Source organism: Thiolapillus sp. (assembly GCF_048562965.1).
GTDB classification, from domain to species: Bacteria; Pseudomonadota; Gammaproteobacteria; order Chromatiales; family Chromatiaceae; genus Thiolapillus; species Thiolapillus brandeum_A.
In genome coordinates this window covers 1-836 of the sequence record NZ_JBHNMF010001145.1, presented here as the reverse complement: position 1 = coordinate 836, position 836 = coordinate 1, and the positions used below count along the sequence as shown (strand labels likewise).

Annotated in this window: 2 protein-coding genes; both read left to right on the top strand. The window is 54.2% G+C overall.

Going from position 1 to position 836, the window contains the following annotated elements:
- A partial coding sequence (locus ACOCD2_RS22900; protein ID WP_293653702.1) for a hypothetical protein occupies positions 1-247 on the top strand: 247 nt, incomplete at its 5' end.
- A 311-nt stretch (positions 248-558) separates the two neighbouring features.
- A partial coding sequence (locus ACOCD2_RS22895; RefSeq protein WP_419590511.1) for a hypothetical protein occupies positions 559-836 on the top strand: 278 nt, incomplete at its 3' end.

The window sequence follows — 836 nt, the reverse complement described above, 5'->3', positions numbered from 1 at the left end:
CTGGACGCCTGACGAAATTATGGCCCATGAGCTCACCCAGGGCCATACGGGCATCATAAATCCTACGGCAGAACAAGCAGCAAACTACAGTAAAGGACTCACTGACCGCATGGCGGATATCGTGCGCCGTGCGGTAGAGGCCAATCTTATCGACTGCGAGGACAGCTTCCTCATCAACACAGCAGACAGCTACATCCGCTTCTTGGAGGAACTAGCAATTTTCTGTTGTGCCAGGGAGAAGGAATAACCACCGCGATAGTCAAACAGCGAAAGAGGATATTGAACACGACACCGGCTGCCCACCGGTGTTGTTTTATTTAACAATGGCCTGGGCAGCCAATGAAGAACACCATGGCAAAGATTCTCACTGACAAAGACATGGCGGACGTGGTGTCTACAAGGACTACGACAAGGACGTGACCTGGGAAGGCGGCAAGGAGGTGGCGTAGCAATCCAACAACGCAGGCTGCAATTTCGCAGCCTGCAATCCCGTCCCCGGCCCAGCCAGCCGGGCGACGAAACAAAACCGCAGTGTGGCCAACTGCACGGAGGTAGCAAATGATGCGTCAGAAACGCATCGATGCCGACAAGGCCCTGGAGCATCAGCTTGCGCAGATCAGTGGGGTAACCCACTTGAGCAGCGTGGCACTCAGAACGCCAGATACCTCGGATCTCGGGTTACCCGCAATCCTCGAGGGAGAGCGCAACAGCATCACTGTTGTCCGGTTTCCCTATGAGGACCTGTATTATGCCGAATGCCATGACGGACCGCGCAATTACCCTGAACCAGTTGTTCTCCAGCAGAATATTCCTCCTCATCAAAAAAAGGCTTCAGG